A 26,660-nucleotide genomic window follows, 5' to 3' on the forward strand; every position below is an offset into this window, starting at 1 on the left:
GGGAACATCCCCAAATATCTCGCAGAGTTGCATGCCTCAGCCCCGCATTATGTCCTGCCACATCGACGCGAGGAGCGCATTTATCCTCGGGCAATCAGGCTCAAATCGCCGAAGTATCCGATCAAAAACAAAAATGCCAGTCAGCTTAACTGACTGGCATTAGGCTCAAGGGCCGGTTTATTTTTGTCTGGGATTTGTGGTGGCTGAGAGGGCCTCTTCGCGAGCAAGCCCGCTCCCACAGGGGAATGCATTTCAAATTGTGGGAGCGGGCTTGCTCGCGAGGGCGTCCGTCAGCACAACAAAAAAATATCAGACAGCAGCAAATCGCTTATCCAGATAATCAATAATCACCTTGGATTCATACATCCAGGTCGTCTGCCCATTCTCTTCAATGCGCAGGCACGGCACCTTGATCCGGCCACCCTGTTCCAGCAGCGTCTGGCGATCCTGCTCGTTGTTCTTCGCATCCTTCAGCGCCACCGGCACATTCAAGCGACGCAAGGTACGGCGGGTTTTCACGCAGAAGGGGCAGGCGTGGAACTGATACAAGGTCAGATCCTTCGCAGCACTGTCGACCTGAGCCTGTTCGGCGGCAGGGCGTTTTTTCTTGCCCGGACGGGTGAGGAAATCGATGAAGATGATCAGTTGGCCGAGACCGACACGAAGCGCTTTGACGAACACGTTACAAGCCTCACAGAAACATTGAAGAACGCGCGCAGCTTACCCGATTTTTTACGGACGAAAAAAAACCGGCGATCAACGCCGGTTTTTTCTGCCGCGAATTACTTGATCAGGCTGAGGAATTCGCTGCGCGTCGCTGCGTTTTCGCGGAACTCACCGAGCATCACCGAAGTGATCATCGACGAATTCTGCTTCTCGACGCCGCGCATCATCATGCACATGTGCTTGGCCTCGATCACCACGGCAACGCCCAGGGCGCCGGTGACTTGCTGCACGGCATCGGCGATCTGGCGGCTGAGGTTTTCCTGAATCTGCAGGCGGCGCGCGTACATATCGACGATGCGCGCAACCTTCGACAGGCCCAGCACTTTGCCGCTCGGAATATAAGCGACGTGTGCCTTGCCGATGAACGGCAGCAGGTGGTGTTCGCACAGCGAGTACAACTCGATGTCCTTGACCAGCACCATTTCGCTGTTGTCGGAGCTGAACAGGGCACCATTGGTGACCTCTTCGAGCGTCTGTTCATAACCGCGGCAGAGGTACTGCATGGCTTTGGCGGCACGCTTTGGCGTGTCGAGCAGGCCCTCGCGGGAGACGTCCTCGCCCAATTGGCCGAGAATCGCGGTGTAGTTCTGTTCCAGTGTCACAGGGGCTGATTCCATAAGGGTTTCAGAGGGGTACTGTTTCAGTCTGTACCAATTTTGTACCAATCAAGCTGTTTTCGAGCTTACCGAGTTCACCCCAGTCAGTGCTGGAGTTGATCCATCGGGCGTAAGTCGATAGCAACATCTGAACGCTATGACCAAGCTGAGTGGCAATAAACGCAGGGTTCATACCCGCCATGAGGCACATGGTAGCGTATGTGTGTCGGCAGTTGTATTGCCGGCGGGCGCGAATCCCCAATTCGGTCAGTGCAGCCTGGAAGTGTTTGTCGGTCACACTCGATTGTTGAATGAGCTCGAAATTCTTGGTTGGCGGGAACACGTAGGGCGAGTCGGCGCGTTTGCGGCGGATCTGCAAGGCGCGTTGTTGCGTTTCCAGCTCGGCCTGCTCAAGGGCCTGCAGCGCGCGGCTATTGAGCATGACTTGGCGCACGTTCCGGGTTTTGGTGCGTTCCTCGATCTTGTAGTCCGCGACGATCCGACACACGTTGACCAGTCGTTTCTCCTTGTCAACCTCTTCCCAGCGCAGTGCCGCGATCTCGCTGGATCGCCGCGCGCTTTACGCCCGGTGTCGGCCATTCTGTGTTGGCCACGACCTTGCGCAGCATTACCGACGTGATGCTGTCGATGGGCAGCATTGCCAAGTACGGCATCCAATACAGATTGAGCGAACCGAGGTAGTTCTTGCGTGTGCCGGACACTATCTCGCGACTGTTCAGTTACTCCTGGGCGTACTCCCCGAAACGGGGAGTCGCCGAGTAGTTGGCGTAGGTGGAGTTTGGGAACAGTTCAGCGTATCGCTGATGATCCAGCACGCCATGCTTGATCAGGCTGGTTACGTTAGCGCGTAAGTTGGCGGCAGCCTTAATCCCCTTCGGCGTTTGGGGATAGGGGAGGGTTTCGCAACGGCGTTGCCCGTTCCAGGTGAAGCGAATGCGGACAGACTGTCCAGCAAATTCAACTCCGGTGGGCAATCCCATTGGCTTTCGAGCCATGCTTCGTATCTCCTTAGGTTGTAATAGATGCGGTTATCGATGCTGTTCCAGACCCCTTTGGGGATAACGCCTCTGGCGCGCTTTCCTTGTAATGCCCGGCGGGTGGTGCCGACCAGTTCGGCCACCTTGTCTTCTGGAATCTTGTCGAGGTGGTAGGTCGGCAGCGATAGTTCTGCTACCTCATCACACTGCGTATACCTCTCGACAAGCTGCGCGGGCGAGCGTTTTTGAGCGATAAGCGCTGCACTGTGGGGGGGGGGGCTGCCTCGCGCAGCTTTTCGTGGGGGGGGGCTCGGTCGTTCTGCTGTAAGCGTCAATGATGCGAGCTGCTGCGCAGCAGCTGTTTGTTACTGGCGTGGCGATACTGTGATCATTGCGGAGCAAAGCGGTTTGAGTTCGAGGAATATTTTGAGCGTTCGTCATGCTGCTTTCCTCCGAAGTTCGATAAAGAGTTGATCCATCAAGTGTTGGTGGTAATTGAGTTGGGCTTCTGCGGCAGTCCAGGGGCGGATGGTTTCGACCGAAGGTTCGATGCCAATAAGACAGTCACGGATAACCTGCTGGCCGTGTGTAAGGTCATGCGCGAGCGGTTTGCCGGTTGCCCTCTGATCATTTGCAGGGACGATGACTGGAAGACCACAAAGCCAAACGGCGACGCCTGGAACCCAGGTGAAGAGAAGGCCAATAACGCGGCACTGATCATCGGTGGCCAAGTGGTTGCGCCGATCTTCTCCAGTGAGCGGGAAGTGAAGTGAACCGACTTCAACGATCTGCATGTCGCCGAGGGTTTGGAGGCGGTGCGCCGTCAGGTATTGGCTGTGGTCAGGCCACCGGCTGCAGGTGGTTGGAAAGATCTACTAGCTCGCAGCGATAGCGGCGCTCTGATCGCACACATGCAGAACGTTGAATTGATACTGGCCAATGATCCACGTTGGGCTGGGGTAATCAGCTACAGCGCCTTCAGTTCGAAGCTCGTCAAGCTACGTGCGGCGCCTTATGGCGGCGGCACGGGAGACTGGGCGGATATCGATGACGTGCGGGTGATGAAGTGGCTCGCGCAGCAATACAACCTTCGGGTCAAGGCGTCCCATGTGATCGAGGCGGTCAGTGTGGTCGCACATGATCATGCGTTTCATTCAGTGCGGCAGTACCTGCGCAAGCTCGAATGGGATCGCGTTCCTCGTCTGGAAAGCTGGCTCACCGATGTCATGGGTGTGAAGGCAACCGACTACTCGTCCAAGGTTGGCAAGCGCTGGGTGTTGTCGGCCGTGGCGCGAGTGATGAAGCCTGGCTGCAAGGCTGACTCGGTGATGATCCTTGAGGGTGCGCAGAGCGCCGGTAAGTCGACGGCGATGAGCATTCTCGGCGGCGAGTGGTTCATGGATACGCCGTTCGCGCTGGGCAACAAGGACGGCTTTCAGGCGATCAGGGGCAAGTGGATTGTCGAGCTGGGCGAGCTGGACAGCTTCAACAAGGCCGAGAGTACCAAGGCCAAGCAGTTTTTCTCGGCGTCCACGGACACTTATCGCGAGAGCTACGGCCGTCGCACCATGGACGTGCCGCGCCAGTGCGTGTTCGTGGGTACCACGAACCAGGACGAATACCTCAAGGATGCGACTGGTACCTTCCATTACATGGACCCGCCTTACTGGCAGACCGCCAGGTACGGTGTGGACTTTCCTTTCGAGAACTACGAGCGGATGGCCGACTTCATGCGTCGTTGCAAAGGCAAAGTGATGGTCAGCATCAATGATCACCCGGATATCCGCCGCGTGTTCGAATGCTTCCACTTCGAGACATTGGACATCCGTTACTCCAATACCAACCAGCGGCAGGGGAAGGCCGAAGTCAGCGGCGAGCTGATGATCATGAACTGGGTGCCAGAGTCGTTGGGCGGCTTGTTTTGATGAATCTCGGGCTTGCTTACTCCGTCCGGAGCTGGGCGGGGTGGCACACTCCGTTCGGATAGCGAAGCGCCACGATAGTGTTGCCGGTTGAATTGCGTTAAAACTCGAGCACATTGATCAGCGGCAAAGGGTTCGAGAGATGTCCCACGGCGTAGACGTTCCCATCATTCACGAATATCGCGGCCATAAGTTGGTCGTAAAGTTTGATTGGGACAGGCCCAATGATCAGTCGCCGACAGCGGCGCACGCCACAGCGCGTTCCCAGGGGTAAAGCGCATGGCACATATACTTTTCCGCAGGAAGGCGTGTTGGCCAGACGGTTACAGCGGATCGCTATTTTGGATTTGTCGAGCTAGAGAATTACTTCTTGAATTTCGGCGGGTATACTTAGAATTTTCGATTAAAGTGCCAAATAACTCAGTAGCATTAAGGGTTTCCCCTTGTCTCCTCAGGGTAAGGAGCATTTCCTGGGCGGAGCACATTGAGTTATCTTCCGAAGATCTTGTACCGTTGTTTGCAAGCGCCGCAATAGCTCGTAATTCTTTGAGAGTCAAGTATTTCCGCGTGCTATCGTCGGTAGTTCGGTGTTATTTAATCGACGAGATCAATGAGGAGATTCTCCAAGAATCGTCGCAAGCCATTAGCCACGAAGTCCTTGCGGTCCCAACGCTATTGCGGATGATTAAAACTGCAGACGCTTTCCGAAACCACTACAGCCCAGCCCACGAAAAAAACGATCCTGGAAGTGGGGCCTCGTATTTACTCGTGTTTTGTGGAGAAAAAGATGACCATTCGTTACGCAAAAATCATTCTGACTCTGATGCTGGGGGGCTTCGCCGCGCTTGTTGCCTTCAATAACATCACTGATTACGAATCTAACTTTGCTTTCGTGAAGCACGTGCTAAGTATGGATACAACCTTTCCGGGTAATGCAGCGCTGTATCGGGCAATTACGACACCATGGTTGTGGCATGCCGCATATGCGTTGATCATTGCCGGTGAAGGGCTGACTGGCGTCTTGTTAATTTGGGGGGCGATATCTTTATGGCGGGTTAGGCACGCCAGCGCACAGCGGTTCAACAGTGCTAAACACGTGGCTATTGCCGGATTCGTTACCGGGCTACTAGTTTGGTTTTTCGGCTTTATGGTAATAGGCGGTGAATGGTTCCTGATGTGGCAGTCGCATCAATGGAGCGGTCAGGAAGCAGCGTTTAGGTTCTATATGGCACTGCTTGGCGTCCTGATTTTTCTCAACCAGTCTGACGGGGGTCATGAATGAATCTACTAGGTTCTGTAGAAAAAGAGATGTCGCAAACACCGCTTGCGAACGTCTGCTTTGGCCGATTGCTGCCTGTCACGAAGGGCCGCAATCACAACCCATAGCTGCTGTTGGCGAAGGGTAATCCCGCGACCATACGCGGCAACTCACTCCCCTCTATCAATCGCCTCGGGGGCAAAATAGGTTAAAGGTTAGGGTACTGTGCTTCCTCTTCTGATTGGCTTGCATGCCAATCCGCCCACAGCTTAGCCTCTGCATCAAATAGCTCTCGCGAGACGGTGCGTGGCCTGAACTCAGCGATATCCTGTGTATCAGTCGCAAATATGTAGCGGCTGGCGCCATTGATGATCATCGTACAAAAAAATACCGCGTCGGAGAGGCTTACCGTACTGCCTCGCGGAGGGGGGCGCTGGCCGACACATGCGAATAGGAGGTGCTTGGGGCTCAGAGGAAGGAAAAGTCTTGTTCCTTGTCCCCCCCCCAGCCGCCTTCAAGGCTCAGCTCTCCGCTCGCCCCCACTCCCAGCCTTGTGAACGGATTATCTGTTGTTGGCCAAGTGACTCCAGTGGGGGGCGTGCAGGATGGTCCATCGATGAGTTGGCATACGATGGATTGTGTTTTTGAGGATGTGTTCGAGTTGCCAAATCCAAAACTTCCGCCCGTTCAGTACCCGTGCTTCGATACCTTCTGAGCCATCTTCATCTTTCACGCGATGGAGCTTAAGGGGCAGCTTGCTGTATGGGTCTACAGCTGATGCGGGCTCAAGTTTGATACCAGAAGCCAAAGCTGCTTCAACGTTGGCAATTGACCCCTCCATCGACTCAGACAAAAGAGCCTCGAGCAACGGGATTATTCGTCGCGACCTTCCATCATGGTGCGTTTTAGCATCACGTAAACCGCGCCGGCGCCGCCGTGTTTCGCCTGGCACGAGCAGAAACCCAGCACCTGCGCGTGCTGACGTAACCAGGTGTTGACGTGGCTTTTGATCATTGGTCGCTTGCCGTCCAGCCGCACAGCCTTGCCGTGGGTGACGCGCACGCAGCGGATTTCGAATTTGGTCGCTTCGGCGAGGAATGCCCAGAGGGTTTCGCGAGCCTTTTCCACGTTCATGCCGTGCAGGTCGAGGCTGCCTTCGAACGGAATCTGGCCGACCTTGAGTTTGCGCATCTGGCTTTCCTGCACCCCGTCGCGGGCCCACATCAACTCGTCTTCCGGGCCGACGTCGATCACAAACTGATCGGACAGGCCATCAACAGTGGTGGCGTCTGTGCGCACGGTGGCGGACTGGCGCAGCTTTGCAATCTGTGCGCGGTCGGCTTTGGGTTTGCCGGTTTCGGCGCGGTCGTGCTTGATCGGCTTGATGCCTTGGATCGCACTTTTGAACAGGGAAAAATCGTCGTCTTGCATGTCAGCCTCCGCGAAGGCCGGCCAGTTTACCCAAGTCGAAACAAAACGGCCCGGCAAAAAGCCAGGCCATCGCGTCAGTCGTGTTTTTTCATCAGGTGCGGGGACATGTTCAGTTCCCGCGATTGCCGCGCGCGGCGCCGGCAACGCCGCCACAAGGCCACGCCGAAATACAGAAACAGCAAACCGACCGCCAGAATGATCGCCGAGCCCAGCGGCGTGGCATTCAAATCACCGAGCGCCGGCGGGCGCCCAAGCAGGCTGGCGGCACCGGCCATCGCCAGCAGCACGCCGAACGTCGCCAGAATGGCGGCGATCGCAGCGCCGAAGCGAAATCGCCAGTTGCTTTGGCCTTTGGGCCGCAAGCGGCGAGCGTCAAATCCATCGGATAACTTCATTCCGACCTTCCTCAATGGGTATCGGCCCTTCGACCGGGAGTTGACCGGGTTGTTCCTGAGGCTATGGCATTTGCGGCAAATGAGAGGATTTTGTGGATGAGCGGCGATGTGAGCCGCTCATCAGGCTGCGATCAGATCAGATCTTGAGTCAGTGCGAGGGTGGCAAAGTTATCGGCCATGATCGCCATTTCGGCTTCCTGAACCAGCTCGGCGCTCAGCACGCGCCCCTTGAACGGCAGGTCGCGGGTGGCGCAGGCATCTTCAACCAGTGTGCAACGGAAACCCAGGTTCTTCGCCGCGCGCACCGTGGTGCTGACGCTGGAGTGGCTCATGAAACCGCAGACGATCAGATCCAGCGAGCCAAGGTTTTGCAGACGATCCAGCAGTTCAGTGCCATGGAACGCACTCGGCAACAATTTGCCGATAATGGTTTCGTCGCCCTGCGGTTCGAGGCCGGGGATGAATTCGCCGCGTTCGCCTTGCGGGTCGAACAGGCCACCGACGGTGCCGAGATGACGCACGTGCACGATCGGCCGACCGGCTGCACGGGCTGCGGCAACCACTTGTTTGATGTTCGCGACAGCCGCGTCCATGCCGCTCAGGGCCAGCGGGCCGCTGAGGTATTCTTTCTGGGCATCGATGATGACCACGGTGGCATGGCTCAACGTGGCCGCTGCGTAACCGCGACCGCTGAGTTGAAACATCGTCTTTGGAACGGACATTCTGGGGCTCCTTGGGGTGGGGCTTTTGCGACATTGTCCTCTGGCTGAGCGCTTCTGTGAATCGCTACCATCGTAGGCACCGTCGTTACTGGGCTGCAGCCTTGTCAAGTTACACGTTCTGTTCAATAGCTGATGCAAAAAACAGAAAGCTCCTACCGTCGCTCCGGTGTTTTCCTTCGTCGTCGTGGCGCGTTTTGGCTGGTAGAATCGCCAGTCGTTTTTTCTGGAGTTCTGCCCCGTGATCACTTCCCGACTTCGTACCCTGCGCGACCACATCCGTTGGGCCGTCAGCCGCTTCCATGGGGAGGATCTGTTTTTCGGCCATGGCACCGACAATGCCTGGGACGAAGCCCGGCAACTGGTACTGGGTGCGTTGCATCTGCCGTGGGAAATCGCCGACAGTTATCTTGATTGCGCGCTGGAAGACGACGAGTTGGTTAATCTGCAGCGTATGCTCAAGCGCCGTATCGAAGAGCGCATCCCCACCGCTTATCTGTTGGGTGAAGCGTGGTTTTGCGGCATGTCGTTTATCGTCGATGAGCGCGTGTTGATTCCGCGTTCGCCGATTGGCGAGCTGATCGAAAACCGCTTTGCACCGTGGATCGGCGACGAACCTGCGCGGATTCTCGATCTGTGCACCGGCTCCGGTTGCATCGGTATTGCCTGCGCCTACGAATTCCAGAACGCCGAAGTCGTGTTGGCGGACCTGTCGTTCGAAGCGCTGGAAGTGGCCAACCAGAATATCGAGCGTCATGGTGTCGATGAACGTGTGTACACCGTGCAGGGCGATGGTTTCGATGGTTTGCCGGGACAGCGTTTCGACCTGATCGTGTCGAACCCGCCCTACGTCGATGCGGAAGATTTCGCCGACATGCCGGACGAATATCAACACGAACCTGAGCTGGGCCTGGCCTGCGGTGATGATGGCTTGAATCTGGTTCGGCGGATGCTCGCTGAAGCGGCGGATCACCTGACCGAGAAGGGTTTGCTGATTGTCGAGGTGGGCAACAGCCAGGTGCACGTTGGAGCGTTGTACCCGGAAGTCGACTTTGCCTGGCTCGAGTTCGAGCGCGGCGGACATGGCGTGTTCATGTTGACGGCGGAGCAGTGCCGCGATCATCAGGCCTTGTTCGCTTCTCGCGTCTAATCGAGACTGATCGTTCCCACGCTCTGCGTGGGAACGCCTCAATGGACGCTCAGCGTCCGCTGTTGGGACGCGGAGCGTCCCGGGCTGCATACCCACGCGGAGCGTGGGAACGATCAAGCAGGTCTGGTGTACGACACAAATCCTGTGGGAGCGAGCCTGCTCGCGAATGGAGACGCCACGGTCCTGAATCTTTACCGTTGCGTGGCAATCCAGATCAACAACCCCGCCTGAAACACCGCAAACGCCACCAGACACGTAATGGTGAAACGCAAACCCGCGTCTTCACGCTTGAACTTGCTGACTTTCTCTTCCTGCTTCTTCAGCTTCACTTCTTGCTCGGCCAGGTTCTGCTCGGCCTGCTGCAGCATCTGCGCCGCTTCAAGAATCTCGACGATCTGCAGCTTTTCGCTGTTCCAGTCGCCGAGCAAGTCACCGACCTGAGCGTCCTTGATGCTGCCCTTCAAATGCTGGGCATCGGCGTAGACCACGTCGAAACCATGCACGCGCAAAAAGTGATCACGGCGCAGACGCGTGTCTTCGTTCAGCGCGTCCTTGTTGTTCAAGTCCATACCGTCGACGGTGTAGGTCGGCCAGCGTTTCTTCGCCCAATTGATCCCTTGCGCGGCCATGAAACGGCCGATGCCACGGTTCAACGGTTCGATCTGCAAGCCGCTGTCCGGGCCGAAGCTGACGCGCTTGGTGGTGTGATCGACCCACACATCGAGGTGATTCTGCTCTTTGCGAACGCGCTGGTTTGGCAGTTTGATCGCCATGCGCATCAGGCTTTTTTCTTTGCTGTGGCGCTCGGCGTAACCGAATTCGACAAAGCGCAATGGCCGGCCGCCCGTGTTGCGATCGGTCTGCAGCGGGGCCAGGCGGAGCATCTTGTGGTGCTCGACGTGGACATCCGCCCACGGCAGCTCGACCGCTGGCGGTGCGTCTTTTTCAGCGGTGGTGTCGGGTGAAGTCTGGGTATCAGTCATAACGGCGAGATCCTGTCCAAGCCCTGCTTGCCGCCAGCCAGTGCGCTGGCGACAAAGGCTTATCGGCCGCTTTCTTCAGGACTGGAGGGCAAACACCCGTTAACGGGTGCGAAGTCCGTCAATAAATTCGATGAGCTTCGAACCCAGTTCCGCTGCCAGCGGCAAATTCGGGTCCTTGTAGGAGGCCAATTGCCGCTTCATATCGTTATGCACGATGCGCAACACATGGTTCATGCCTTCGATCACCGCCAGTTCGGCGTCCGGTTTGGCAGCCTTGAGCAGCTTCGCGTCTTCGGTGCCGACCTGGATGTCGTTGCTGCCTTGGACAATCAGCGCCGGCATCTTCAGTTGCGCGAAGGCTTTTGCCGGGTCCTGGCGGAACAGCGAAATCAGATACGGCTGCACGCTTGGGCGGAAAATCACTTGCAACGGCTGCGGAACATTGTCGTCGGTATGACCGGCCTTGAGGCTGTCGAGCAGTTCGTTGCTGCGCAGCATCAACGGTGGCGGCAGGCTGCGGGCCAGTTGCTCACGTATCACTTGATCGACCGGTCGGGCGCTGCCGGAAAGGGAAATCACCGCAGCAGCATCGGCACCCGGCGCGGCCAGAGTGGCAATCAGTGCGCCTTCGCTGTGGCCGAGCAGGATCAGTTGGCCGAAACGCGGATCGGCCTTGAGCTTGCGCGCCCAGGCCTGAGCGTCGGCAACATAGGCGTCTATCGACAAATTGCGCTCGTCCGGCGTGGCCGCCAGGCTCGCCGCCACGCCACGCTTGTCGTAACGCACGCTGGCGATGTTGTGTTTGGCCAGCACCCATGCCAGCCGTTTCAGGCTGTCGTTGCGCCCACCGTCGGGGTTGTTTCCGTCACGATCCGTAGGACCTGAGCCTGAAAGGATCAGGACAATCGGCACCGGGCTGTCGGACTTTGGCAGCAGCAGCGAGCCGAAAAGTTCGCCGCTGCCAGTGTCCAAAGACATCGGGCGCTGTAGGACAGTCGCCTGGGCAAAGCCAGTAAAGAGGGTAAGACTCAAGATCAGAACTCGCAGCATCATCACGCCATCATTCGCCAAGGTGCCGGTTGGACTCGCCAGCACCACTAAGGTTCGAGGATGAACTACTCGGTTAGCCTGCGTATACTGGCGCGCATCACGAATTTGGGTTTGATTTCACGGAGCGTCCTGAATGTCCGGCAATACCTACGGCAAGTTGTTCACTGTCACCACCGCTGGCGAAAGCCATGGTCCGGCGTTGGTCGCCATTGTCGACGGCTGCCCGCCGGGCCTGGAGATTTCCATTGAAGACCTGCAGCGCGACCTCGATCGCCGCAAGCCGGGCACCAGCCGCCACACCACCCAGCGTCAGGAAGCCGACGAAGTCGAAATCCTTTCCGGCGTGTTCGAAGGGCGCACCACCGGCTGCTCCATCGGCCTGCTGATCCGCAACACCGACCAGAAGTCCAAGGACTACTCGGCAATCAAGGATCTGTTCCGCCCGGCCCACGCCGACTACACCTATCACCACAAATACGGCGAGCGCGACTACCGTGGCGGCGGCCGTAGCTCCGCTCGCGAAACGGCGATGCGTGTGGCGGCCGGTGCGATTGCCAAGAAATATCTGGCGAGCCAAGGCATCGTCATTCGCGGCTACATGAGCCAGCTCGGCCCGATCGAAATCCCGTTCAAGACCTGGGATTCGGTAGAAGACAACGCGTTCTTCAGCCCTGATCCAGACAAAGTGCCGGAGCTGGAAGCCTACATGGACCAGTTGCGCCGCGATCAGGACTCGGTCGGCGCGAAGATCACCGTCGTCGCCGAAGGGGTGATGCCGGGTCTGGGCGAGCCGATTTTCGATCGCCTCGACGCTGAACTGGCCCACGCGTTAATGAGCATCAACGCGGTGAAAGGCGTGGAAATCGGCGCCGGTTTCGCCTGCGTTGCCCAGCGCGGCACCGAGCATCGCGATGAGCTGACCCCGGAAGGCTTCCTCAGCAACAACGCCGGCGGCATCCTCGGTGGCATCTCGTCCGGCCAGCCGATCGTTGCGCATCTGGCGCTCAAGCCAACGTCGAGCATCACCACCCCGGGCCGCTCGATTGATGTTGATGGCAACCCAGTCGACGTCATCACCAAGGGCCGCCACGATCCGTGCGTTGGTATCCGCGCCACGCCGATTGCCGAAGCGATGATGGCCATCGTGCTGATGGATCATCTGCTGCGTCACCGTGGCCAGAACGCCGATGTGCGCGTGAGCACGCCGGTGCTGGGTCAGCTTTGATGGCGGGCCTCAAAGCCGTCACGGCGTAACCGGCGTGGCGGCGCTCCCTTACTGGCGACTGTCCAGTTTCTATTTGTTCTATTTCGCCTTGCTCGGCTCGACGGCGCCGTTTCTGGCGCTGTATTTCGATCACCTTGGCTTCAGCGCCGCACGTCTCGGCGAGCTGGTGGCGATCCCGATGCTGATGCGCTGCGTGGCGCCAAACATCTGGGGCTGGCTCGGCGATTACACCGGCAAACGCCTGGCCATCGTGCGCTTCGGCGCGGTGTGTACGCTGCTGACGTTCTCGCTGATTTTCGTCAGCAAGACCTACGCCTGGCTGGCGATGGTCATGGCGTTGCACGCGTTCTTCTGGCACGCGGTGTTGCCGCAGTTTGAAGTCATCACGCTGGCGCATTTACAGGGCCAGACCTCCCGTTACAGCCAGATCCGCCTGTGGGGCTCGATCGGTTTCATCATCACCGTGGTCGCGTTGGGTCGGCTGTTCGAATGGCTGAGCCTGGACATCTATCCGGCGGCGCTGGTGCTGATCATGGCCGGCATTGTCCTCAGCAGCTTGTGCGTGCCGAACGCGCAGCCGGCGCAGGGCAATCGACCGAGCGGGGAGGGCTTTCTCAAGCAGTTGCGCAGTCCCGGCGTGCTGGCGTTTTACGGCTGCGTTGCGCTGATGCAGATGAGTCACGGGCCTTATTACACGTTTTTGACCTTGCACCTGGAGCGCCTCGGCTACAGTCGCGGCGTGATCGGCATGCTCTGGGCGGTCGGTGTGGTCGCCGAAGTGCTGATGTTCATGGCCATGAGCCGGATTCTGGCGCGCTTCTCGGTGCGCCGGGTGTTGATGGCGAGTTTTCTGCTGGCGGCGTTGCGCTGGTTGCTGCTAGGTTCGTTCGCCGAGTTTCTCTGGATGCTGCTGTTCGCGCAGATTCTGCACGCGGCGACCTTTGGCAGTTTTCACGCCGCGGCCATCGCGTTCGTGCAACGTAGCTTTGGCCCGCGCCAGCAAGGTCAGGGCCAGGCGTTGTATGCGGCACTGGCCGGCACCGGCGGTGCGTTGGGCGCGTTATATTCCGGCTACAGCTGGAATGCCCTCGGTGCGACATTGACCTTTAGTATTGCCAGTCTCGCGGCGCTCGCTGCTGCCGTTATCATTGCCACACGTATGCAAGAGGACAGGCCATGAGCCTTACGCGTGAACAACTCGCCCAGCAAATCGTCGACGCCGGGCGTTTTCTTTATGGTCGCGGCTGGTCGCCGGCCACCAGCAGCAACTATTCGACGCGTCTGTCGCCGAGCGAAGCGCTGCTGACTGTATCCGGCAAGCACAAAGGCCAGTTGGGTCTGGACGATGTGCTGGCCACTGACCTTTGCGGCAATAGCCTGGAACCGGGCAAAAAACCCTCCGCCGAAACCCTGCTGCACACTCAGCTCTATAGCTGGCGCGCGGAGATCGGTGCCGTGCTGCACACCCATTCGGTGAATGCCACGGTGCTGTCACGGCTGACCCCGGAAGACTTTATCGAGTTCGAAGACTACGAACTGCAAAAAGCTTTCAGCGGCATCTCGACCCATGAATCGCGGGTGCGCGTGCCGATTTTCGACAACGATCAGGACATTGCGCGCCTCGCCGCCAAGGTGCAGCCTTGGCTCGACGCCCATCCTGATTGCGTCGGTTATCTGATTCGCGGCCACGGCCTCTACACCTGGGGCGCGCAAATGAACGACGCGCTGCGCCAGATCGAGGCCTTTGAATTCCTGTTTGAATGCGAGTTGAAAACCCGCAGCGTCATGAACCGCCAAGGCTGACTTCACCAGAACCAGCCCATTTGCCTGATGAAATGCTGTGCCCGACCGGTCTGCAAGAGCCGGACGGCAAGGCCGATACCGAGGAATTGCCCCAATGAGCAGCCTGTCCGTCTATCACGTTTCCAGCCCCGACATTCCGAACAAGGTGCTGACCCATTTCGAAGACATCGCTTCGACCCTGGCCGAGCAGGGCGTGCGTTTCGACCGCTGGCAAGCCGCCGCGAAGATCCAGCCCGGCGCCACCCAGGAAGAAGTGATCAGCGCTTACCAGGAGCAGATCGACAAGCTGATGACCGAACGCGGTTACATCACCGTCGACGTGATCAGCCTCAACAGCGATCACCCGCAAAAAGCCGAGCTGCGCGCCAAGTTCCTTGAAGAACACCGCCACGGTGAAGACGAAGTCAGATTTTTCGTCGCCGGCCGTGGGCTGTTTACCTTGCACATCGACGATTACGTCTACGCCGTACTGTGCGAAAAGAATGACCTGATCTCAGTGCCAGCCGGCACCAAACACTGGTTCGACATGGGCGAGCATCCGCACTTCGTGGCGATCCGTCTGTTCAACAACCCTGACGGCTGGGTCGCGAATTTCACCGGCGAAGACATCGCCGGCCGCTTCCCGCGTCTGGAGGACTGAGCCGATGTCGATCAAAGTCATCCTCACCGACATCGAAGGCACCACCAGCGCGGTGAGTTTCGTTTTCGACGTGCTGTTCCCGTATGCGGCCAAACATCTGCCGGACTTCGTGCGGCAGAACGCCGAACGGGCCGATGTCGCCGAGCAACTCGACGCCGTGCGCCGTGACAGCAACGAGCCACAGGCTGACGTTGAGCGTGTCGTTGAAATCCTCTTGAACTGGATTGCCGAAGACCGCAAAGCCACGCCGCTCAAGGCATTGCAAGGCATGGTCTGGGAACAGGGCTATCAGGCCGGGCAGTTGAAGGGGCATGTTTACCCGGATGCCGTTGAAGCGCTTAAACGCTGGCAGCCGGCGGGTTATCAACTGTTTGTGTATTCATCGGGATCGATTCAGGCGCAGAAATTGATTTTCGGTTGTTCCGAGGCGGGAGACCTGACGCCGCTGTTCAGCGGTTATTTCGATACCACGTCGGGGCCCAAGCGTGAGGCACAGTCTTACACCAACATTCAGCAGGCGATTGGCGTTGAACCGGGGGAAATCCTGTTCCTGTCGGACATCGTGCAAGAACTCGATGCTGCGCAGGCTGCCGGGTTGCAAACCTGCGGTCTGGCCCGTGAGGGCGGCGAATTAGCGGGGCATGTGACGGTCGACAGTTTCACCGGCATAGAACCGGAAGCGTTTTAAGCACAACGCACAACCAATGTGGGAGCAACTGTCTTACTCCGCCATCCGTCACCGCTTTCGCGAGCAAGCCCGCTCCCACAGTGGTTTGTGTTAGCCGCAAAATATAAACAGGCCGTGAAGCGCATGCTCCACGGCCTGTTTTGTTTAAAGCGATTTAAAAATTACAGCGAATGATACGTCGGCAGAGCAAAGCGCTGCTGGCTCTGCAGCATTGCAATTTGCGGCAGCTCACTGGCTTGTTCAGCCAAGTCACGGCGAATCGCACTGATCGCCCACGACAGTTGGTCGCCGGCATGCAGTTGCTGATACGTGAGAGCACGTTTGAACACTTTGCCGTCGGCGCTACGCAGGGTCAGCAGAATCCCGCCATCGGGACGCGGCGCAGTGGTGACGTCGAAGTTGGAGAACAGGGAGGTAAATTTTTCTTGGATCAGGCTCATGTTTTTCAGCTCCGTATGCACTTGAATGGCAAGCATGCAGAGGAGGTTGCAGTGATTGTGCCAGTGGTCGAAAATTTAAAAATCCTTATAAATCAATGAGTTAAAAAAAGATAAATTTAAAGTGGTCGTGCAATCTGCATGAATGGCCATCGTGCATCCTGCATTTTGCGGGATCCTTGTCGATTCTACGGAACCAATTGGTAAAGCCAGGATCATCGCCGACGCCGTTGAGCCTGTGGATACAAAACATTGCAAAAACCGCATGTACAGCCCGAGAAGCGCTAACGTATTTTCGGTCTCGACCCTCGCTCATAAAGCACCGGTCGCATTAGCCCGACAATAAAAACATCGGCCAGCACGCCAAGGTCGAACGGGGAGCTTCCATGAGTCACGCGCCAAGCGACACGATTACCTGGGGCATGATGCTCCGCAAACTGCCGATGATCGCCAAAGCCATCCCGAGGGTGGTCAAAGGCATGAAGGTGGCCAACGTCACGGATCCGACCCAAAGCTGTGGCCTTGGCTGGACGTTCGAACAGGCGACTTTGCGTAATCCCGACGGCCCGGCGTTATTGCAGGGCGATGTCTTGCTGACCTATGCGCAGGTCAACCAGTGGGCCAACCGCATCGCCCACTATCTGAACGGGCAGGGCATCGGCAAGGGCGACGTGGTGGCGGTGTTCATCGAGAACCGCCCGGAATTGCTGGTGACGATTCTGGCGCTGGCCAAGGTCGGTGCGGTCAGCGCACTGCTCAATACTTCGCAGACCCGCGACACGTTGATCCACAGTGTGAATCTGGTGGCACCGGTGGCGATTGTGGTTGGTGAAGAGTTGTTGCCAGCGTTTGCAGCGGTGCGCGACCAGGTGTCGGTTGCAGCGCAACGCACCTGGTTTGTCGCGGATCAGGACACCTACAGCCATCCGGGCATTGCACCCGAAGGCTACGTCAATCTGATCAGCGCCAGTGCCGATGCTTGCAGCGATAATCCGCCGAGCAGCCAGCAAGTATTTTTCGACGATCCCTGTTTCTATATCTACACCTCCGGTACCACCGGCTTGCCCAAGGCCGGCGTATTCAAGCACGGCCGCTGGATGCGCAGCTCCGCCAGCTTCGGCATGATCGCCCTGAACATGCGCCCCGATGACGTCGTCTACTGCACCTTGCCGCTGTACCACGCCACAGGTCTTTGCGTGTGCTGGGGCTCGGCGATCAACGGTGCCTCGGGTTTTGCGATCCGCCGCAAGTTCAGCGCCAGTCAGTTCTGGAGCGACGTGCGTCGCTATCGCGCGACCACCATTGGTTATGTCGGCGAGCTGTGCCGCTATCTGGTCGATCAACCGGCCTGTGCCGACGACAGCCGTCACGACGTACGCAAGATGATCGGCAACGGCCTGCGCCCCGGCGCGTGGGCCGAGTTCAAGACACGCTTTGCGGTGGATCACATCTGCGAGCTCTATGCGGCGAGCGACGGCAATATCGGCTTCACCAATATTCTCAACTTCGACAACACCATCGGTTTTTCCCTGATGGCCTGGGAACTGGTCGCTTACGACCATGACAGTGGCCAGCCGATCCGCGGTGATGACGGTTTCATGCGCAAGGTTGGCAAGGGCGAGCAGGGCCTGCTGCTGGCGCGCATCGACGAGAAGGCGCCGCTGGATGGCTACACCGATCCGCAGAAAACTGCCAGGGTTGTGCTGCACGATGTGTTTACCAAGGGCGACCGGTTCTTCAACACCGGCGATCTGCTGCGCAATATTGGCTTCGGTCATGCACAGTTTGTTGATCGCCTCGGTGACACCTACCGCTGGAAGGGCGAAAACGTTTCCACCACGGAAGTTGAAAACCTGTTGTTACAGCATCCGCACATCTGCGAGGCGGTGGCTTATGGGGTCGAGATTCGCAACACCAACGGGCGCGCGGGCATGGCTGCGATCACGCCGGCAGAATCCCTTGCTACGCTGGATTTCGCCGAGTTATTGACCTTCGCCCGGCAACGCATGCCAGCCTACGCCGTGCCGTTGTTCCTGCGGGTCAAGGTGAAAATGGAAACCACCGGTACCTTCAAATACCAGAAAACGCGCCTGAAAAATGAAGGTTTCGACCCCGCCCAGACTGGCGATGATCCGATCTTTGCGTGGTTGCCCGGCACTCAGACTTACGTGCAAGTGACGGATCAAGTGTTGGCGGAAATTCATCAGGGCAAATACCGTTATTGATTCTGGCTATGGACAGTTTTGAGAAAAAGGGGGTGACAGCGTTCCTCTCGCTCGGGAAACTATCGGCTTTCCGATTGACCGAAAGTGGAGTTGCCCCATGTCCGACCAAAGCCGCCAGATGACCCCTGAGGAAGCTGCCGAATTCACCGAGCAGGTTTTCAACAAGGCGCGCGACGGTGATGCCGAGATGCTTGATCGCTTGGTCACGGCCGGTCTGCCAGTGAACTTGAAGAACAGCAAAGGCGATACCCTGCTGATGTTAGCCAGTTACTACGGTCATCTGGATGCGGTGCAAGTGTTGCTGAAACACAACGCTGATCCGGAAATGCGCAATGGCAATGGCCAGAGCCCGATTGCCGGTGCTGCGTTCAAAGGTGATTTGCCAGTGGTCAAGGCGCTGGTGGAGGCGGGAGCCGAGATCGAAGGTTCATCGTTTGATGGCCGCACGGCGCTGATGATGGCAGCGATGTTCAACCGCGTTGCAATCGTTGATTACCTGATCAGCAAGGGTGCGGATCCGAAAGCCAAGGATGCCAATGGCGTGACGGCGCTGGACGCCGCGCGGACCATGGGTGCGGTTGATACCACGGCGCAGCTGGAAAAACTGCTGGGCTGATCAGATCAAAAGATCGCAGCCTGCGGCCGCTCCTGCACTGATCGCGTTCGCCCCTTGTTTTGCGGGTGAAGGCTGAACCTGTAGGCGCTGCCACAGGCTGCGATCTTTTGCTTTGTGCGCTATCCTCCGCGCCCTCAAAATCCCCACACAGGACTCGCCCTCATGAAAGCCGCACTCGTCGAACTCATCAGCAAAATCAGCTCCGGCTGCATGGGCGAGGACGAGATCCTGAAGGTCGCTGACGAAGCCGCGCAGGCCTATGCCGACGCCGATGCTTTTCTGACAGCCAATCCAGACATCAACTACGACGACACCTTCCCGATCCCGCTGGGAGAGTGGGTGGTGGTCGGCAGCCTGCCAGAAACCGTACTGTTTCAGGCTGACACCTACGTTGACCTGTTCGCGCAGATCGTTGCCTCGTTCGGCCCCGGCGTTGATTTCAACCTCAAGCCCAAGCAATTGGCCAAGACCGAAGCGCTGACGGCACTCAACCGTATTCAGGTTCAGATGAGCAGCTTGAGCAAGGAAAACGGCGGTTACACGCTGATGAACTTTAGCCAGTTGCTCGACGATGAACTGCAAATGGTGTTGGTCTACGGTAACGACGTGCCACGAGTGTTGGAGCTTTGCGCGCAAGTTGGCATCGCCGCCGCGCCAGCGCTGGAAGCCTTGAAGGTCGCCGTTCACGTCTGAATGCAATAAAAGGGAACCCTGCGCGCGACCGTCTATCCTAAAAGTGCATGCCACTATTCTGGAGCGACACCATGGGTTCCACGTTCAACGGTCTGATCGGCCTGATCATTCTTGCCCTCGACATCTGGGCCATCATCAATGTGCTGAAAAGCGGCACCTCCACCGGAATGAAAATTGTCTGGGTGCTGTTGATCATCCTGCTGCCGGTGCTGGGCCTGATCATCTGGGCGATCGCCGGGCCGCGGGGTAACGTGCGGATCTGATCCGCTCTCACGAACAACACATAACCTGTGGGAGCTGGCTTGCCAGCGATAGGATCACCGCGGTGTCTCTGACAAACCGAGTTGACCCCATCGCTGGCAAGCCAGCTCCCACAGGGTTATGCGTACGCTCGATGACGCGAGGTTCGACCTGTCATCTTCGGCAACGTAGAATGCGCGCCTTTCCCGGGCAATCGTCCCCACGATCGGCGCCCGCGCATTCATCGGAGCACTTGACCATGACCGTCACCAAAACCAGCGAGTACCTGGAAACCCTCTACGAAGGCTACGGCCAGCGTTTTCGCATGGAAAAACTGCTGCACGAAGTGCGCACCGAACACCAGCACCTGGTGATTTTCCAGAACCCGCGCATGGGCCGGGTGATGGCGCTGGACGGCGTGATCCAGACCACCGAAGCCGACGAATTCATCTACCACGAAATGCTCACCCACGTGCCGATCCTCGCCCATGGCTCAGCCAAGCGCGTGCTGATCATCGGCGGCGGTGACGGCGGCATGCTGCGTGAAGTCGCCAAGCACGGCAGTGTCGAGCACATCACCATGGTCGAGATCGACGGCACTGTGGTCGACATGTGCAAGGAATTCCTGCCGAACCACTCCAAAGGCGCCTACGACGATCCACGTCTGAACCTGGTGATCGACGACGGCATGCGTTTCGTCGCAACTACTACCGAAAAATTCGACGTGATCATCTCTGACTCCACCGACCCGATCGGTCCGGGCGAAGTGCTGTTCTCGGAGAACTTCTACCAGGCCTGCCACCGTTGCCTCAACGAAGGCGGCATTCTCGTGACCCAGAACGGCACGCCGTTCATGCAGATCGACGAAGTCAAAACCACCGCCGGTCGCCTGCGCAGCCTGTTCCCGGACTGGCATTTCTATCAGGCCGCCGTGCCGACCTACATCGGCGGTTCGATGACCTTCGCCTGGGGCTCGACCAACCCGGCGTACCGCAAGCTGAGCCGCGAAACCCTGCAACAGCGGTTTATCGGCAGCGGTATCGTCACCAAATACTACAACCCGGAAATCCACATCGGTGCGTTCGCCTTGCCGCAGTACGTGCTGCAGGCGATCAACAAGCCAAGCAACGACTAAAAGAACACTGCAAACCCCTGTGGGAGCGGGCTTGCTCGCGAAAGCGGACTGTCAGCCAACAAATTTGTTGGATGACAAATCGCATTCGCGAGCAAGCCCGCTCCCACATTTGTTTGCGCCGCACGGTAGATGTCGTTTTTTTCATCTTCGTGCGCTGTAATCCTTTTGAACCAACTTTCGGCTCACCAGTCGATTTAGGTGTAAGCCCATTTGCGGGTTTGATCGAGGAGGCACCGATGCAAAAGTGGAAAGTCACTTTCGTGGACGATCATGGTGAAATTGTCGATGAGGTGTTCGAGCGCGCGGAATGCCCCAGTGACGATGAGGCCGCACAACTGATCAAGGCGAAGCTTCTGCCCGTCGCCGCCGCACTGGATCTGAACGATCTGGAAGGGCGCACTCCCGACGCCGGGGCGAAAAGCCTGAAAACCCAGAACAGCATCGAAATCCGCAGTATCACCCCCATCTGAAATTCTTCCTGTCACTTGAAGCACCAGGCCTTGGCAGCAGCTCTAACTTGGGGCTACTCTGCAAGCGAGATCAGCGAACGGATCGCTAAGGTCTGGTCTTGTCAGCTACATGCTTGTTTCCCGCGTGCAACGACGTTGCCGTAGTACTTTGGCCAAAGGCCCGGGGCGGGAATACGGAAAGTCTATCCATCTATCCGAGGGGGACGATTCATGAGCACAGCCTATCAAGAAGACATCAGCAGCACTGTTCTGCGCCGCATGAAAGAAGGCGGTTTCGATTTTTCCCGATTCCATCCCATCGAGTTCTACGCCATTTTCCCGGACGAGGAGCGGGCGCGCAGAGCAGCAGGCAAATTTCGTGGTGAATCCATCAATGCCCAGGTCAGCGCGCGCGACGATGGTGCGTGGTCTCTGGAATTGAGCAAAGTGATGTACGCGACCTATGACGATATCGGCGATTTCGAACAGGGCTTTTCCGCCGTGGTCGAGCCGTTGGGCGGCATCATCGAAGGCTGGGGCGTCAAGCAGGAGGTGCGCAACCGCCATCGTTTGAATTGATCTCATGCACATTTAGAGTTGGGCAACGGCTGACCCTCGGGTTGGCCGCTGTTTATTCAAAGATCAAAAGATCGCAGCCTGCGGCAGCTCCTACACGATCACCTGTAGGAGCTGCCGCAGGCCGCGATCTTTTCGTTTTTATTTCACAAAGTTTCGATCAGGCAAAAAAAAGCCACCGGAGAGGGTGGCTAAAAGGGAAGACCGATAAGGAGAGGAAACCGGTCAGGGTTAAGGCTTTGAGGGCTGCTCAGGCAGTCCGGATCAGTTGAGCTGAAGGCTTCACCGGGGAAGTTTTTTCAGCGGATGCGCCGATTATGCGCAGCCAGCCACCAGCAGTGAAATCAACTCTGACTATGCTGGTGATAGACGCCTGCACTGCGTCGCAATGAGGCGGGGGCAATCAGGTTGGGGCATTTGGCGCACAGCAATGGTGCGGCGGCCACGGCTTGAATATCCAACCGATTGAAATCAAAGCGTTTATGCCGATGGCACGGGCCTTGCGAAGGCCTGTATGTCCGGGTGACAAGGAGTACGGCATGATCCGCACCTATTTTGATGAAATGTACGATGCCGGCGGCCAGGTCCGCCCGCATTACCGGGAGTTTGCCCGGTGGTTGGCTGACACGCCTGACGAACTGCTGGCCCAGCGCCGCCGTGAGGCTGATCTGCTGTTCCATCGCGCCGGCATCACGTTCACGCTCTACGGGGACGAGCAGGGCACAGAGCGCCTGATTCCTTTCGACACCATCCCGCGCAGCATCCCCGCCAGCGAATGGCGGATCGTCGAGCGCGGCTGCATCCAGCGGGTCAAGGCGTTGAACATGTTCCTCGCCGACCTTTACCACGAGCAGCGCATCATCAAGGCCGGGATCATTCCCGCCGAGCAGGTGCTGGCCAACGAGCAATACCAGTTGGCGATGCAAGGGTTGGATCTGCACCGCGATATCTATTCGCACATCTCCGGCGTCGATCTGGTGCGCGACAGCGACGGCACCTATTACGTGCTCGAAGACAACTTGCGCACACCGAGCGGCGTGAGCTACATGCTCGAAGACCGCAAGATGATGATGCGCCTGTTCCCGGAGTTGTTCTCCGCGCAGCGTATCGCGCCGATCGACCATTACCCGAACCTGCTGCTCGACACGCTGAAAAGCTCTAGCCCCATCGACGACCCAAGTGTCGTGGTGCTGACCCCGGGGCGCTTCAACAGTGCGTTCTTCGAACATGCCTTTCTGGCGCGGGAGATGGGCGTTGAACTGGTGGAGGGCGCCGATCTGTTCGTGCGCGACGACAAAGTCTTCATGCGCACCACCGACGGCCCGAAAGCAGTGGACGTGATCTACCGCCGACTCGACGACGCGTTCCTCGACCCGCTGGCGTTCAATCCGGATTCGATGCTCGGCGTACCGGGCTTGCTGTCGTCCTATCGCTCCGGCAACGTGGTGCTGGCCAATGCCATCGGCACGGGGGTGGCGGATGACAAATCGGTTTATCCGTTTGTCACCGACATGATCCGTTTCTATCTTGACGAAGAACCGATCCTCAAGAACGTGCCGACCTGGCAGTGTCGCAATCCGTCTGAACTTTCCCATGTACTGGCCAATCTTCCGGATCTGGTGGTCAAGGAAACCCAGGGCTCCGGCGGTTACGGAATGCTGGTGGGGCCGGCGGCGACCACCGCGGAAATCGATGCCTTCCGCGAGCGCATCAAAGCCAAGCCTCACGCGTACATCGCGCAACCAACGCTGTCGCTGTCGACCTGTCCGACGTTTGTCGAAAACGGCATTGCGCCGCGCCATATCGACCTGCGTCCTTTTGTCTTGTCCGGTCGTGAAACCCGGGTTGTGCCGGGCGGTTTGACCCGTGTCGCTTTGCGTGAAGGCTCCCTGGTGGTGAATTCCTCCCAAGGCGGCGGAACCAAGGACACCTGGGTGGTCGAGGATTGAAGGAAGCTTGCCATGTTAAGTAGAACTGCCTCGGATCTGTATTGGATGTCGCGTTATCTCGAGCGAGCGGAAAACCTCGCTCGGATGCTCGACATCAGTTATTCGCTGTCGCTGATGCCGCAGGACGGTCGCGGCGACGGTCTGCACGAACTGGCCATGCCGCTGCTGATTACCGGCACCCTGGATGATTACCTCGAGCGTCACGGCGCGCTGCATGCCGAACGCCTGTTGCATTTCTTTGCCCTCGACGCAGCCAACCCGGCGAGCATCTATTCCTGCCTGGGTGCTGCACGAGCCAGCGCCCACGCCGTGCGCGGTCGCATCACCGCCGACATGTGGGAAAACATCAACGCGACCTGGCTGGAAATCCGCGGCATCGCCGAACAGGGCCTGAGCCGCTATGGCATGAGCCGTTTCTGCGAGTGGATCAAGGAGCGTTCGCACCTGTTTCGCGGCGCGTCCTACGGCACGATCATGCGTAACGATGCGTTTCGCTTCATTCGGCTGGGCACGTTTATCGAGCGCGCGGACAACACCTTGCGCCTGCTCGATGCCCGTTACGAAATGGCTGGCGATCAGGCCGAAGCCGTCAGCGACGGCACGGCTCACGCGTACTACCAATGGAGTGCGTTATTGCGGGCCTTGTCGTCGTTCGAGGCCTACACCGAAATCTACCGGGATGCGCCGGGTGCCCGGCATGTCGCCGAATTGCTGCTGTTGCGTGCGGATGTGCCGCGTTCCTTACGCGCCTGCACCGAGGAGATCGACCAGATCCTCGCGCAGTTGCCGGGAGCCAACGGTCGTCCTGCACAGCGCCTCGCGGCAGAAATGGACGCGCGCCTGCGCTACACCGGCATCAACGAAATCCTCGAGGAAGGCCTGCACGCCTGGCTCACCGAGTTCATCCCGCTGGTGCGCCAGTTGGGCAACGCCATTCACAGTTCCTACCTGGAGGCTGCATGAGACTTTCCATTAGCCACGAGACCACCTATCACTACGAAGATCAGGTGCGGGCGAGCATCCAGTACCTGCGACTGACACCCCACGACAGCGAGCGCCAGCACGTGTTGAGCTGGCAGCTCGATCTGCCGCGCCCGGCGCGCGCGCAACTCGATCCGTTCGGCAACATCCTGCACGTGCTGACCATGGACGAGCCGCACGAAGCGATCATCATCGGTGCGCGTGGTCAGGTCGATATCGACGAATTGCGCGAAGCTGAGCATGAGAGCCAGTCAGCGCTGCCATTCTTGCGCTTCACCCGGCTGACCGAGGCAGACGAGGCGCTGCGGGCATTCGCGGCAAAATCCTGCAAACAACGCCGCGACCGCACCGCGCTGATCGATTTGATGCACGGCCTCAATCAGCATATGACTTACACGCCGGGTTCCACCGAGGTCGACACCAGCGCTGCCGAAGCTTTCGCCGGACGTGCGGGTGTTTGCCAAGACCACGCCCATGCGTTTCTGGCGTGCGCGCGCAGTCTGGGAATTCCTTCGCGTTATGTGTCGGGGTATTTGTACAGCGAAGATTGCGAACACCTGGCCAGCCATGCCTGGGCGGAAGCCTGGCTGGATGACGCCTGGTACAGCTTCGACGTGACCAACCAACTGGCCCGGCCGGAGCGACATCTGAAACTGGCAGTGGGTCTGGATTACCTGGATGCCTGCCCGGTACGCGGCATGCGTCGGGGCGGGGGGTGCGAGCAGATGCATGCGAAGGTGTTTGTTTCGCCGACCCCGGTGATCTCCGTCCAACAGCAATAAACACCGCCCTCTGTAGGCGCTGCGGCACGCTGCGATCTTTTGATCTTGATGTTAAAGATCAAAAGATCGCAGCCTCGTTTCACTCGACAGCTCCTACAGGGGGGATGCTGAACAGGTGATCAGGGCTTAACCTTGCGCCCAGCCATATGCTGCAAATACCCGATCAACATCTGCAAATCTCCATCCGGCAACACCTGCGTCGAAAACCCCGGCATCTTCGCCTGCGGCCACTGGCGCAAACTCTGCGGGTCACGAATGTAGCGCTTGAGGAAATCCGCACCGAAATACTCGGTCGGGTTATACGGAATATTCAGATCCGGCCCGAACTGCGCATCCCCGGCGCCGTTCAAGCGGTGGCAAGCCAGGCAGTTTTTCTGAAACAGCGCGAATCCTTGATTCACTGGGTCATCGGCCTTCAATGCAGGATCCGGCAACAGGGCAGGAAAACGCTCGGCCACTGGCGCCATGCGCTTGATACTGGCCACTTCGAAAGGCCATTGCTCCGGGCTGATATGGCCGGCCTGCGGATCCGTCCACACTAGGTAAAACGGCCCTGCACTGTGCTTGCCCTTCGATAACGGCGGCCACGGCTGCGCCGGATCTTCAATCGCCAGCCAGGCCCGCGCACCTTTTGTATTGAGCAGGGGCGCAGCAGCCAACTCGGCGGCAAATCCATCCAGCGCCACCGCTTGCAGGTGATCTTCAGGTTTGATGCCGGTCAGCAATGCCGCCACGGGCACGGCGCGATAGGTCATGTCCTTCTTGTAGGACACATCGTTTTTAACCGTGAGAAATTGCACCTGAGGATGCTTGAGCAGCTGCTCGGTCTGCCAGGTGCGGCTGTTCTCGCCCAGTTCAAGATTCAACTGGGCGGCAGACAAGGGCATGCTCAGCAGCAGGGCCCCAAACACAATGAGCGCTTTCAAATGATCGCCGTCCATGTCGTGGAAGTGCGAAAGGTTGGCACAACCACGCTGGCCCGGGTAGCGGGCC

The 26,660-nt window shown here is 58.3% G+C and carries 28 protein-coding genes and 1 pseudogene; 19 read left to right on the plus strand and 10 right to left on the minus strand.

Annotation, left to right across the window (positions count from 1 at the left end; translation table 11 throughout):
- Positions 1 to 309: 309 nt before the first annotated feature.
- From CKW18_RS25310 to CKW18_RS25320, 3 genes and pseudogenes are all read right to left on the minus strand, one after another.
- Positions 310 to 681, minus strand: a complete 372-nt coding sequence (locus CKW18_RS25310; protein ID WP_095191289.1) for a glutathione S-transferase N-terminal domain-containing protein — start codon at positions 679 to 681, stop codon at positions 310 to 312.
- A gap of 101 nt (positions 682 to 782) precedes the next feature.
- Complete coding sequence (folE, locus tag CKW18_RS25315; protein ID WP_010456659.1) at positions 783 to 1,328, minus strand: GTP cyclohydrolase I FolE; 546 nt, start codon at positions 1,326 to 1,328, stop codon at positions 783 to 785.
- Positions 1,329 to 1,350: 22 nt separating this feature from the next.
- A pseudogene (locus CKW18_RS25320) lies at positions 1,351 to 2,338 on the minus strand (Arm DNA-binding domain-containing protein).
- Between the two features lie 464 nt (positions 2,339 to 2,802).
- Here CKW18_RS25320 and CKW18_RS31590 point away from each other — a divergent pair.
- From CKW18_RS31590 to CKW18_RS25335, 3 genes are all read left to right on the plus strand, one after another.
- A complete protein-coding gene (locus tag CKW18_RS31590; protein WP_170947323.1) occupies positions 2,803 to 3,093 on the plus strand; it encodes a hypothetical protein in 291 nt (96 codons plus the stop codon).
- 138 nt (positions 3,094 to 3,231) lie between these two features.
- The gene (locus CKW18_RS31595) at positions 3,232 to 4,245 is read left to right on the plus strand and encodes a VapE domain-containing protein (protein WP_371857650.1); all 1,014 of its coding nucleotides are present in this window, start codon (positions 3,232 to 3,234) and stop codon (positions 4,243 to 4,245) included.
- A gap of 784 nt (positions 4,246 to 5,029) precedes the next feature.
- Positions 5,030 to 5,524, plus strand: a complete 495-nt coding sequence (locus CKW18_RS25335; RefSeq protein WP_095191290.1) for a DUF2165 family protein — start codon at positions 5,030 to 5,032, stop codon at positions 5,522 to 5,524.
- A gap of 849 nt (positions 5,525 to 6,373) precedes the next feature.
- Here the strand turns inward: CKW18_RS25335 and CKW18_RS25345 are convergent.
- The 3 genes from CKW18_RS25345 to CKW18_RS25355 form a co-directional block, all read right to left on the minus strand.
- The gene (locus CKW18_RS25345; protein ID WP_095191292.1) at positions 6,374 to 6,931 is read right to left on the minus strand and encodes a Smr/MutS family protein; all 558 of its coding nucleotides are present in this window, start codon (positions 6,929 to 6,931) and stop codon (positions 6,374 to 6,376) included.
- A gap of 74 nt (positions 6,932 to 7,005) precedes the next feature.
- Complete coding sequence (locus tag CKW18_RS25350) at positions 7,006 to 7,326, minus strand: hypothetical protein (RefSeq protein WP_007960009.1); 321 nt, start codon at positions 7,324 to 7,326, stop codon at positions 7,006 to 7,008.
- Between the two features lie 131 nt (positions 7,327 to 7,457).
- A complete protein-coding gene (locus CKW18_RS25355; RefSeq protein WP_053118675.1) occupies positions 7,458 to 8,048 on the minus strand; it encodes a cysteine hydrolase family protein in 591 nt (196 codons plus the stop codon).
- 238 nt (positions 8,049 to 8,286) lie between these two features.
- On the opposite strand from CKW18_RS25355, the gene prmB reads away from it, so the two are divergent.
- Entirely contained in the window at positions 8,287 to 9,195 is a 909-nt protein-coding gene (prmB, locus tag CKW18_RS25360) for a 50S ribosomal protein L3 N(5)-glutamine methyltransferase (protein ID WP_095191293.1), read from the plus strand.
- 191 nt (positions 9,196 to 9,386) lie between these two features.
- On the opposite strand, the gene CKW18_RS25370 is transcribed toward prmB, so the two are convergent.
- Both CKW18_RS25370 and CKW18_RS25375 read right to left on the minus strand, forming a co-directional pair.
- Complete coding sequence (locus tag CKW18_RS25370; RefSeq protein ID WP_095191295.1) at positions 9,387 to 10,178, minus strand: hypothetical protein; 792 nt, start codon at positions 10,176 to 10,178, stop codon at positions 9,387 to 9,389.
- A 99-nt stretch (positions 10,179 to 10,277) separates the two neighbouring features.
- The gene (locus CKW18_RS25375) at positions 10,278 to 11,231 is read right to left on the minus strand and encodes an alpha/beta hydrolase (protein WP_095191321.1); all 954 of its coding nucleotides are present in this window, start codon (positions 11,229 to 11,231) and stop codon (positions 10,278 to 10,280) included.
- 130 nt (positions 11,232 to 11,361) lie between these two features.
- Between CKW18_RS25375 and aroC the strand changes: the two genes are divergently transcribed.
- From aroC to mtnC, 5 genes are all read left to right on the plus strand, one after another.
- Positions 11,362 to 12,453 (plus strand): chorismate synthase, encoded by a 1,092-nt coding sequence (aroC, locus tag CKW18_RS25380; protein ID WP_095191296.1) that lies wholly within the window; start codon positions 11,362 to 11,364, stop codon positions 12,451 to 12,453.
- Positions 12,454 to 12,487: 34 nt separating this feature from the next.
- On the plus strand, positions 12,488 to 13,633 hold the full coding sequence (locus CKW18_RS25385; RefSeq protein WP_095191297.1) for an MFS transporter: 1,146 nt from the start codon (positions 12,488 to 12,490) through the stop codon (positions 13,631 to 13,633).
- Positions 13,630 to 14,256, plus strand: a complete 627-nt coding sequence (locus tag CKW18_RS25390) for a methylthioribulose 1-phosphate dehydratase (protein WP_095191298.1) — start codon at positions 13,630 to 13,632, stop codon at positions 14,254 to 14,256. Before CKW18_RS25385 ends, CKW18_RS25390 begins: the two co-directional genes overlap by 4 nt.
- A gap of 94 nt (positions 14,257 to 14,350) precedes the next feature.
- Complete coding sequence (locus CKW18_RS25395) at positions 14,351 to 14,896, plus strand: acireductone dioxygenase (RefSeq protein ID WP_095191299.1); 546 nt, start codon at positions 14,351 to 14,353, stop codon at positions 14,894 to 14,896.
- Between the two features lie 4 nt (positions 14,897 to 14,900).
- Positions 14,901 to 15,584 (plus strand): acireductone synthase, encoded by a 684-nt coding sequence (gene mtnC, locus CKW18_RS25400; RefSeq protein WP_095191300.1) that lies wholly within the window; start codon positions 14,901 to 14,903, stop codon positions 15,582 to 15,584.
- A gap of 161 nt (positions 15,585 to 15,745) precedes the next feature.
- Here the strand turns inward: mtnC and CKW18_RS25405 are convergent, their stop codons facing one another.
- Positions 15,746 to 16,024: a DUF3509 domain-containing protein gene (locus CKW18_RS25405; RefSeq protein ID WP_095191301.1), complete on the minus strand. Its 279-nt coding sequence runs from the start codon at positions 16,022 to 16,024 to the stop codon at positions 15,746 to 15,748.
- Positions 16,025 to 16,407: 383 nt separating this feature from the next.
- Between CKW18_RS25405 and CKW18_RS25410 the strand changes: the two genes are divergently transcribed.
- The 10 genes from CKW18_RS25410 (at position 16,408) to CKW18_RS25455 (ending at position 25,667) form a co-directional block, all read left to right on the plus strand.
- Entirely contained in the window at positions 16,408 to 18,246 is a 1,839-nt protein-coding gene (locus CKW18_RS25410) for a long-chain-acyl-CoA synthetase (protein ID WP_095191302.1), read from the plus strand.
- A gap of 97 nt (positions 18,247 to 18,343) precedes the next feature.
- Positions 18,344 to 18,862 carry an ankyrin repeat domain-containing protein gene (locus tag CKW18_RS25415; protein ID WP_095191303.1) on the plus strand — a complete coding sequence of 173 codons (519 nt, stop codon included), beginning with the start codon at positions 18,344 to 18,346 and terminating at the stop codon, positions 18,860 to 18,862.
- Positions 18,863 to 19,024: 162 nt separating this feature from the next.
- Positions 19,025 to 19,555 (plus strand): hypothetical protein, encoded by a 531-nt coding sequence (locus CKW18_RS25420; protein WP_095191304.1) that lies wholly within the window; start codon positions 19,025 to 19,027, stop codon positions 19,553 to 19,555.
- 71 nt (positions 19,556 to 19,626) lie between these two features.
- Positions 19,627 to 19,818: a PLDc N-terminal domain-containing protein gene (locus CKW18_RS25425; protein ID WP_039763840.1), complete on the plus strand. Its 192-nt coding sequence runs from the start codon at positions 19,627 to 19,629 to the stop codon at positions 19,816 to 19,818.
- Between the two features lie 236 nt (positions 19,819 to 20,054).
- Positions 20,055 to 20,930, plus strand: a complete 876-nt coding sequence (speE, locus tag CKW18_RS25430; RefSeq protein ID WP_095191305.1) for a polyamine aminopropyltransferase — start codon at positions 20,055 to 20,057, stop codon at positions 20,928 to 20,930.
- A 236-nt stretch (positions 20,931 to 21,166) separates the two neighbouring features.
- Complete coding sequence (locus tag CKW18_RS25435) at positions 21,167 to 21,400, plus strand: hypothetical protein (protein ID WP_095191306.1); 234 nt, start codon at positions 21,167 to 21,169, stop codon at positions 21,398 to 21,400.
- A 210-nt stretch (positions 21,401 to 21,610) separates the two neighbouring features.
- Positions 21,611 to 21,958 (plus strand): ribonuclease E inhibitor RraB, encoded by a 348-nt coding sequence (locus CKW18_RS25440; RefSeq protein ID WP_095191307.1) that lies wholly within the window; start codon positions 21,611 to 21,613, stop codon positions 21,956 to 21,958.
- A 536-nt stretch (positions 21,959 to 22,494) separates the two neighbouring features.
- Positions 22,495 to 23,904 (plus strand): circularly permuted type 2 ATP-grasp protein, encoded by a 1,410-nt coding sequence (locus CKW18_RS25445; RefSeq protein WP_095191308.1) that lies wholly within the window; start codon positions 22,495 to 22,497, stop codon positions 23,902 to 23,904.
- Positions 23,905 to 23,916: 12 nt separating this feature from the next.
- A complete protein-coding gene (locus CKW18_RS25450) occupies positions 23,917 to 24,867 on the plus strand; it encodes an alpha-E domain-containing protein (protein ID WP_007914063.1) in 951 nt (316 codons plus the stop codon).
- Positions 24,864 to 25,667 (plus strand): transglutaminase family protein, encoded by an 804-nt coding sequence (locus tag CKW18_RS25455; protein ID WP_095191309.1) that lies wholly within the window; start codon positions 24,864 to 24,866, stop codon positions 25,665 to 25,667. The genes CKW18_RS25450 and CKW18_RS25455 overlap by 4 nt, the downstream gene beginning before the upstream one ends.
- A gap of 119 nt (positions 25,668 to 25,786) precedes the next feature.
- Here CKW18_RS25455 and CKW18_RS25460 read toward each other — a convergent pair whose 3' ends face one another.
- Positions 25,787 to 26,608 (minus strand): cytochrome c, encoded by an 822-nt coding sequence (locus tag CKW18_RS25460; RefSeq protein WP_095191310.1) that lies wholly within the window; start codon positions 26,606 to 26,608, stop codon positions 25,787 to 25,789.
- Positions 26,609 to 26,660: the final 52 nt, after the last annotated feature.

It is taken from the genome of Pseudomonas sp. Irchel 3E19, from assembly GCF_900187585.1.
In the GTDB taxonomy this organism is placed as follows: domain Bacteria; phylum Pseudomonadota; class Gammaproteobacteria; order Pseudomonadales; family Pseudomonadaceae; genus Aquipseudomonas; species Aquipseudomonas baetica.